This window comes from Cellulomonas citrea (assembly GCF_009829685.1).
GTDB classification, from domain to species: Bacteria; Actinomycetota; Actinomycetes; order Actinomycetales; family Cellulomonadaceae; genus Cellulomonas; species Cellulomonas citrea.
Genome location: NZ_VWSD01000142.1, coordinates 1 through 7644, shown reverse-complemented (window position 1 = coordinate 7644; position 7644 = coordinate 1). Strand labels below are relative to the sequence as shown.

At 74.9% G+C, this 7644-nt stretch carries 7 protein-coding genes; 3 read left to right on the top strand and 4 right to left on the bottom strand.

All coding sequences use genetic code 11. From position 1 onward, the window contains the following. The 3 genes from F2B26_RS13155 to F2B26_RS13145 all read left to right on the top strand — a co-directional run. A partial coding sequence (locus tag F2B26_RS13155; protein WP_235929665.1) for a sensor histidine kinase occupies nt 1–728 on the top strand: 728 nt, incomplete at its 5' end. Next, entirely contained in the window at nt 725–1396 is a 672-nt protein-coding gene (locus F2B26_RS13150) for a response regulator (protein WP_159810093.1), read from the top strand. The genes F2B26_RS13155 and F2B26_RS13150, both read left to right, overlap by 4 nt. Nucleotides 1397–1494: 98 nt before the next feature. Then, entirely contained in the window at nt 1495–2775 is a 1281-nt protein-coding gene (locus tag F2B26_RS13145; RefSeq protein ID WP_159810091.1) for an MFS transporter, read from the top strand. Between the two features lie 13 nt (nt 2776–2788). Here the strand turns inward: F2B26_RS13145 and F2B26_RS13140 are convergent, their stop codons facing one another. The 4 genes from F2B26_RS13140 to F2B26_RS13125 all read right to left on the bottom strand — a co-directional run bounded on the left by F2B26_RS13140 (nt 2789) and on the right by F2B26_RS13125 (nt 7470). Beyond that, entirely contained in the window at nt 2789–3343 is a 555-nt protein-coding gene (locus F2B26_RS13140) for a hypothetical protein (RefSeq protein ID WP_159810089.1), read from the bottom strand. A gap of 125 nt (nt 3344–3468) precedes the next feature. Next, on the bottom strand, nt 3469–4242 hold the full coding sequence (locus F2B26_RS13135) for a phosphate ABC transporter ATP-binding protein (RefSeq protein WP_201292737.1): 774 nt from the start codon (nt 4240–4242) through the stop codon (nt 3469–3471). A gap of 278 nt (nt 4243–4520) precedes the next feature. After that, entirely contained in the window at nt 4521–6029 is a 1509-nt protein-coding gene (locus F2B26_RS13130; RefSeq protein WP_159810087.1) for a WxL protein peptidoglycan domain-containing protein, read from the bottom strand. Nucleotides 6030–6105: 76 nt separating this feature from the next. Further along, nucleotides 6106–7470, bottom strand: a complete 1365-nt coding sequence (locus F2B26_RS13125; protein ID WP_159810085.1) for an Ig-like domain-containing protein — start codon at nt 7468–7470, stop codon at nt 6106–6108. Between the last annotated feature and the right edge of the window lie 174 nt (nt 7471–7644).

The following is a 7644-nucleotide window of genomic DNA, read 5'->3' as shown; positions in this document are numbered from 1 at the left end:
TGGCCACCGCCGACAAGGTGCGCACCGGGCTGCTCGCCGCCGTCGGCCACGACCTGCGCTCGCCGCTCGCCGCCATCAAGGCCGCCGTGTCCAGCCTGCGCGCCGACGACGTGCAGTGGGAGCCCGACGAGCAGGCCGAGCTGCTCGCCGCCATCGAGGACGGTGCCGACCGGCTGAGCGCCCTGGTCGCCAACCTGCTCGACCTGTCCCGGCTGCAGGCCGGCTCGATGCCGGTCCTCGTGCAGACGGTCGGCGTCGACGAGGTGGTGGCCCGCGCCCTGCTGCACCAGCCCGACGTCGACGTGGTGCTGCGCGACGACCTGCCGCTCGTGCTCGCCGACCCCGGGCTGCTCGAACGCGTCGTGGCCAACCTCGTCGACAACGCCCGCCGCTACACGACGTCCGGGCGGGTGCAGGTGGCCGCCGCCGCCGGGCCGACCGCCGTGCGGCTCACCGTGACCGACCACGGGCCGGGCGTGCCGCCGCAGGAGTGGGAGCGCATGTTCGTGCCGTTCCAGCGGCTGGACGACAGGTCCACCACGACCGGGCTCGGGCTCGGGCTGGCCATCGCCGCAGGGTTCACCGAGGCGATGGGCGCCACGCTCACCCCGTCGACCACCCCGGGCGGCGGCCTCACGATGACCGTCGAGCTGCGCCGCGCGCTGGCCCCGGAGCCGCTGCCGGGCGCCCGACCGACCGCCGGCCGCGCGTCGGAGGACCGCTCGTGACCCGCGTCCTCGTCGTCGACGACGACCCCGCCCTGGCCCGCGCGCTGGCGATCAACCTGCGCGCCCGGCACTACGAGCCGCAGACCGTCGGCACCGGGCGGGCCGCCCTGACCGCCGCCCAGCACGCGCCCGACCTGGTGATCCTCGACCTGGGCCTGCCCGACATGGACGGGGTCGAGGTGGTGCGCGGGCTGCGCGGCTGGTCCGCGGTGCCGATCATCGTGCTCTCGGCCCGCGACTCCCAGTCGGCCAAGGTCGACGCCCTCGACGCCGGGGCCGACGACTACCTCACCAAACCGTTCGGCATGGACGAGCTGCTGGCCCGGGTGCGGGCCGCCCTGCGCCGCTCGGCACCCGAACCCGCGGCGCCCGTGGTCCAGGCCGGACCGGTCACCATCGACCTGGTGGCGCACACCGTGACGCGCGACGGCGCACCCGTGCGGCTCACGCCCACCGAGTGGCACCTGCTCGAGCTGCTCGTGCGCAACCCCGACCGGCTCGTCCCCGGCGCCCGGCTGCTCACCGAGGTGTGGGGCCCGGGCTACCAGGAGCAGACCAACTACCTGCGGGTCTACATGGCCCAGCTGCGCCGCAAGCTCGAGGTCGAGCCCGCCCGCCCGCGGCACCTGGTCACCGAGCCGGGGCTGGGCTACCGGTTCGTGCCGTAGACGCGGTCTCCCGCAGGGGCGCCGCGTCCCTCCCCCGACCGGGGGACCGGCGCACGGGGTCCCAACCGCGCGCACCTACGATGGAGCCGGGAGGACGCGTGGTCGAGCCGGCGACGGCAGCTGCTGCCGGTTCCACGAGACCACGCTCACGCGGCTGGGTCGTGTGGGGCACGGCCGTTCTCGTGTACGCCGCCGCGGTCGCGCAGCGCACCTCGTTCGGGGTCGCCGGGCTGCAGGCCGCCCAGCGGTTCGAGGTGGCCGCGACCGCGCTCTCGCTGTTCGCCGTCGTGCAGGTCGTCGTCTACGCGCTGCTGCAGCTGCCGGTCGGGGTCGCGCTCGACCGGGTGGGCTCCCGCGTCATGCTCACCGCCGGTGCCGCCACGATGGCCGCCGGGCAGCTCACCATGGGCCTGGTCGACTCCATGCCGCTCGCGCTGGTCGCGCGGGTGCTCATCGGCGCCGGTGACGCGATGACCTTCGTGTCCGCGATCCGCCTGGTCCCCGCGTGGTTCCCGGCCCGGCGCGTCCCGCTCGTCACCCAGGTCACCGGCATCGTCGGGCAGCTCGGGCAGGTGGTGTCCGCCGTGCCGTTCGCCTTCGCGCTGCACCGGCTCGGCTGGACACCCGCGTTCGCCGGGCTCGCGGCGCTCGGCGGGATCGCCGCCGTCGGGGCCGTCACGCTCGTGCGCGACCGGCCCGACGACGGCCCGACGACGACGTGGGCTCCCCCCGCCCTGCTGGCCGGGCTCGGGCCGACGATCCGGTCCTGGGCCACCTGGCTCGGCTTCTGGAGCCACCTGCTCAGCGCGTTCGGGCTCAACATGTTCCTGCTCATGTGGGGCTACCCGTTCCTGGTGCAGGGCGAGGGGCTCACCACCGGCCAGGCGGGCGCCCTGTTCAGCCTGTCGGTGGCGGTGGCCATCGTGAGCGGCCCGGTGATCGGCGAGCTCACCGGCCGGCACCCCACGCGCCGGTCCCTCATGGTGCTCGCGGTCGCCGTCGCGGGGCTCGCCGGCTGGCTCATCGTGCTGCTGCCGAGCACGCCGCGGCCGCTGTGGCAGCTCGCGGTGTTCGTCGTGCTCATCTCGTTCGGCGGCCCGACCTCGCTCATCGGGCTCGACATCGCCGCCTCCTACGCCCCCGTCGAGCGGATGGGGTCGGCCACCGGGGTCGCCAACGCGGGCGGGTTCATCGGCGCGGTCGTCGTCATGCTGGCCGTCGGCGTCGTGCTCGACCACCGGACCGGCGGGGCACCGGCCCAGCTCGCCGACTACCGAGCCGCGATGTGGGTGGTCGTCGCGGTGTGGGTGGTGGGCGTCGCCGCCGTGCTGGTCAGCCGGGACCGGGTGCGGCGCACGCTCGTGGCACCGGTGCGCTGAGCGCGCCGCACCGCTACAGCAGGGTCCAGCCGGGGCAGCTGGCGAAGGTCGCGTGCACCCGCACCGACCCGCCGCTGCGCCCCGCCGGGTAGCTCACCGACGAGCGCCCGACCTGCACGTCCGAGGCCCGCAAGCCGTTGCCCGGCACCTGCTCGACCCACAGGGTCCCGCGACCGCCGCCGTGCGCCGCGAGCGCCCAGCCGGGGTTCCCGGCACGGTTGTCGGTGACCGCGAGGAGCACGTCGCACCGACCGGGGTGCTGCTCCTGGCGCAGCACCGTGAACGTGAACACCGTCGGGATCGTCACCGTCACGGTGTAGCCCGAGGCGGGAGCCGGCGGGGTGGGAGCCGGCGGGGTCGGCGTCGGGTGCGGGGCGGGGCGGGGCCCGTGGTGGCCGCCGGGCCAGTGCAGCCACCAGCCCGCCGGCGGCACCACGTGCCAGGCCGCTCCCACCGCCGCGCCGTCGTGCTCGGGCGCCCCGGCCGCACCCGTCGACGGCGGTGCCGAGGCCGGCGCTGCGCACATCGCACCGAGCAGCAGGAGGGTCAGGTACGTCCGTCCGAACATGGGTCCGCCTCAGGTCGGTGCCGTCACCGACCCATCGGCGTCCACGGACCTGCGCCTGAACGAACCCCGCACCCGTCCCCCGGACGGCCGACCAGCTCGCGGCCGCCCGCACCGGGCCCCGCACGTCAGCCGAAACGACCCTCCACGTACGCCTCGGTGCGTTCGTCCTGCGGCCGGGTGAACATCGCCCCGGTGTCACCGTGCTCCACGATCACGCCGGGCGTGCCCTGCTCGGCCAGGAAGAACGCGCACTGCTGGGAGACCCGCGCCGCCTGCTGCATGTTGTGCGTGACGATGACGATGGTGAGCTCGTGCTTGAGCGCCATCATCGTGTCCTCGATCACCCGGGTGCTCGTCGGGTCCAGCGCCGAGCACGGCTCGTCCATGAGCAGCACGCGCGGGCGCACCGCCAGCGCCCGGGCGATGCACAACCGCTGCTGCTGACCGCCGGACAGCCCGCCACCGGGGGCGCCCAGGCGGTCCTTGACCTCGCGCCACAGACCGGCCCGGGTGAGCGACTCCTCGACCAGCAGCGCCTTCTCGGCGCTCGACGCCTTGACCCCCGTGAGCTTGAGACCGGCGAGCACGTTCTCCCGGATGCTCATCGCCGGGAACGGGTTCGGCTTCTGGAACACCATGCCGATCGCGCGGCGGGCATCCGTGAGCCGTCGGCCCGGGTCGTAGATGTCCTCCCCGTCCAGCAGCACCCGCCCCGCCAGCGCGGCCGACGGCACCAGCTCGTGCATCCGGTTGAGGATGCGCAGGAACGTCGACTTGCCGCAGCCCGACGGGCCGATGAGCGCCGTCACCTGACCGGCCGGCATCGTCAGGCTCACCCGGTCGAGCACCTGGTGCGAGCCGAACCAGGCCGAGATCGCCTCCCCCTCGAGCTGCGCCAGGCCGCGCGGGGCGTAGGAGACCGGCGCGACGTCCAGTGCCGGTGCGGCGAGCAGGTCGACCGCACCGTCACCTGCCGCGGCCCGCGCCGCCCGTCGGCCGCGCGGCGGCTCCACCGCCGTCGTCGGGCTCAGCACCTGGGTGCGGGTCGGGTCCTCGACCACGACGGTGTCGTCCGGCACAGCACTCCCCTCGAGAGCCCGGTCCGCCTCGGACCGGACGAGCGATGCGGGCGACCTGCCCGCGGAACCCTCCTGCGCTGACCCGGCCGGACCGTCACTCACGGACGGGCCGCCCGAGCCAGCACGAGTGCACGCACCCCCATCACGGCACCGCCGAGCAGCAGCGCCCCGGACACGGCGACCAGGCCCCACTGGGCCGGTGTGAACCCGGAGGCGTTGCGCCACAGCGTGTCCGCGGCCAGCACCCGCGCCCCGTGCACGGGTGTGCTCGCCGGCTTCGCACCGTCGTCCGCGAGCACCTGCGACTGCGGCTGGGACGTGTCCGCGGCCACCGTCGTCGTGGTGCGCCGGGTGGCACCGGAGGGCGTCGTCGACTGCTGGGTCGACGACACCGCCGCACGCCCCCCTGCCGGCGGGGCCGCGGGGACCGCGAGCGTGACCGTGGCCGCACCGGTGGGCAGGTCGTCCGCAGCGCCGGCCGGGGCTGCCAGACCGAGCGCGAGCGCCGCACCCGCACCAGCCACGAGCACCGAGAGCAGCAGCCGGACCGCCACGCTGCCCGCGTCGTCGCGACCACCCGCCACCTCGACCGGCAGCTGACCGGCCTTCGCCTGCTCCGCCAGCTCGGCCCACATCGCCTCGGCCTCGGCACGTCGCGCCCGGCGGGCCCGCAGCCACCACCAGACCGCGCCGACCAGCAGGACGACGAGGCCCAGCCCGCTCCACGGGACCGCGGCGAAGCTCGAGCGCGCCGTGCTCGACACCAGCGGCACCTGGGTGTCCGGGCCCGGCGCCGCCGCCATCGACACGTCGACGACGGCCGTGTCGACCAGCGCCGGCTCGACGGCTCCCAACGAGGTCCGGACCTCGAACGACTGGCCCGGCAGCACCTCGCGGGTCGCACCCGGCTCCTTGACGGCCAGGGTGGTCCCGAACGGTCCGGTGATCCGCACCCGCGGCTCGCCCAGCACGGTGACGTTGCCGTCGTTGCGCACCGTGTAGGTGACATCGGCGTCCGACGGCCCGAACGGAACCCCGGACGGGGCGTAGGCCACGTGCACGTCCCGCACGCTCAGCGCAGGTGCGAGCGCACCGGCCACCCGCACCGACAGCCGGACCGCGACCCGGGTGTCGAGGATGACGCCCTGCTGGTCCGCCTTCGGCACGGCGCGCGAGACCACCACGCCGGCCGCGTGGTCGCCCGGGGTCGCCCCCGCCGGGACCGCGACGGTGACGGTGACGACCGCCGAGGAGGAGGCGGGCACCGTGATCTGCGGATGGTCGACGCTCACCCACGACCCGGCGTCCGTCGAGGACTTGTCCGCGCTGAGCAGGTCGTAGCCGCCCTCGGACGTGTTGAAGGCGTCAGCGCCGTAGACGGTGAACGTCTGGTCGGTGCTGGAGGCGTTCGCGACCACCACCCGGTCGGTGGCGGTGGCGCCCGGGTCGAGCTGCATCGACAGCCGGGTCCGGCCGTCGACACCACCGTCGGCACCGGCCGGGGAGACCGACCAGGCGACGGTGGCGTCGTCCGCCGACGCGGCCGTCCCCGGAGCCAGCAGCAGGACCAGGACGGCCAGCACCAGAGCCGCCAACGGTCTGGGCATCGGACGTGGGTGCATGGTCATGGCTGGAGCTCCGGGGACGGTCGGTGGTGCGAGGAAGGTCCGGCGGGAGGGCCGGTCAGCCGCCGATCAGGGTGACGGTGATGACCGAGGTGTAGGTGCCCTCGGCCGTCGAGCCCGGCACGGCGAGGTTGAGCTGGCCGCCGAGCGTCGTCGTGCCCTGACCCTTGGTGGCGACGACACCGAGCGGCTGGGCCTGCGAGAGACCCTTGCTGGAGCCGCTGTCGAGGTTGGACGCGACCTGCGCGCCCGCCTGGACCACCGTCGCCGGGCCGTCGAGCGCGACCGTCGTCGGGAGCGCGGGCGCCAGCCCGAGGTACTTCGCCCCGATCGTCGTGCTGCCGTTGCTGAAGTCGCTCGCCTGGACGTTGACCTGCCAGGAGGTCTGCAGGTCGGCACGGTGGGTGTCGGTCACGGTGATCGCCGGCAGCGCGGCCGAGGCGGTCACACGGGTGTTGGTGTCGTCACGCGTCCCCGTGAGCGCGACCGACGACGAGGCCGGGACCGCTAGGGTGACGGCGCCGGGGGCACCGAGGGGAGCCGCCGGGACGACGAGCGTCACGGTGATGGTGCCGTCCGCCGCCGTGGTGACCGACACCGTCGTCTCGACGGACGACGAGGAGTAGGACGCGGTGTCGCTCGGGGTGAACGTGGCGCGGTAGGTGTGGTTGCCGGCCGAGGGCGCGGTCACGGTGGTGGTGGCCTGACCCGAGCTGGCGGCGACGGTGGCGAGGGTCGTGGACCCCTCGGCGAAGGTCACGGTGCCGGCGCTCGCGGCCGGGCTGACCGCCGCCGTGAGCAGCAGGTTCGCGCCCTGGGCGGTGGCCGTCAGCGTGGTCGAGGTCGCGGCGGGGCTGTTCCCGGCCGGCAGGCCCCCGGGGGGCGTCACCTGGGACCAGGCCGGCGCGCTCAGCGGGGCGATGCTCACGTCGGTGCTGAAGTAGCCGAGCGTGGCGGCGTTCTCGTCCATGCAGACCAGGGCGAGCGGGAGCACCTTGGTCGCCGAGCCGACGAAGTTCTGGATCATCGCCAGGTTGAAGTTGTCCATCGGCGTGTCGATGTAGGCGTGGCCGTTCGCGTCCACGGTGTACAGCTCGGAGGCGCCCATCGGCACCTCGTCCCAGAACGCCTCGGCGGCGGCGCTCTTGAGCCGCACGACCACCTGCGTCTGTGCGGTGCCGGCCGGGCAGGCGCCGTCGACCGCGACCGAGGTGAAGGCGCGTCCCGTGAAGGACGACTGGCCGGTCACCTGGTCGGCGGCCGTCGCCGTCGCCAGGTTCTTGTGGTTGTTGAACAGGTAGACGTGGCCCTGCTGCAGCGGGCCGTCGTCCTGGGCGGAGGCGGAGGTGGCACCCGCCACCCCCAGACCGGCCAGCAGCATCGTCGCGACCGCCAACCGGGCGATCGAGCGCGTGTGACGCATGGTTGTCTCCATCTCGCAGTGGTCGGAGGAGTCCGATTGCGTCCAGGTTGTCCGGTTCGGGTGAACGGTCGGCCCCGCCCAGGTGAGCACGGGACGGCGCGCGACCTACGGCGCCTGCGGCTCGCCGCCGCCGCGTGCCGGAGACTCGGCCGCACCGGCCGGCAGCAGCTCGCG

What these genes read in the sequence shown, in the direction of transcription:
- F2B26_RS13130 (WP_159810087.1), bottom strand. Translation starts at nt 6,029, where the DNA reads ATGCCCAGACCGTTGGCGGCTCTGGTGCTGGCCGTCCTGGTCCTGCTG.
- F2B26_RS13125 (WP_159810085.1), bottom strand. Translation starts at nt 7,470, where the DNA reads ATGCGTCACACGCGCTCGATCGCCCGGTTGGCGGTCGCGACGATGCTG.
- F2B26_RS13140 (WP_159810089.1), bottom strand. Translation starts at nt 3,343, where the DNA reads ATGTTCGGACGGACGTACCTGACCCTCCTGCTGCTCGGTGCGATGTGC.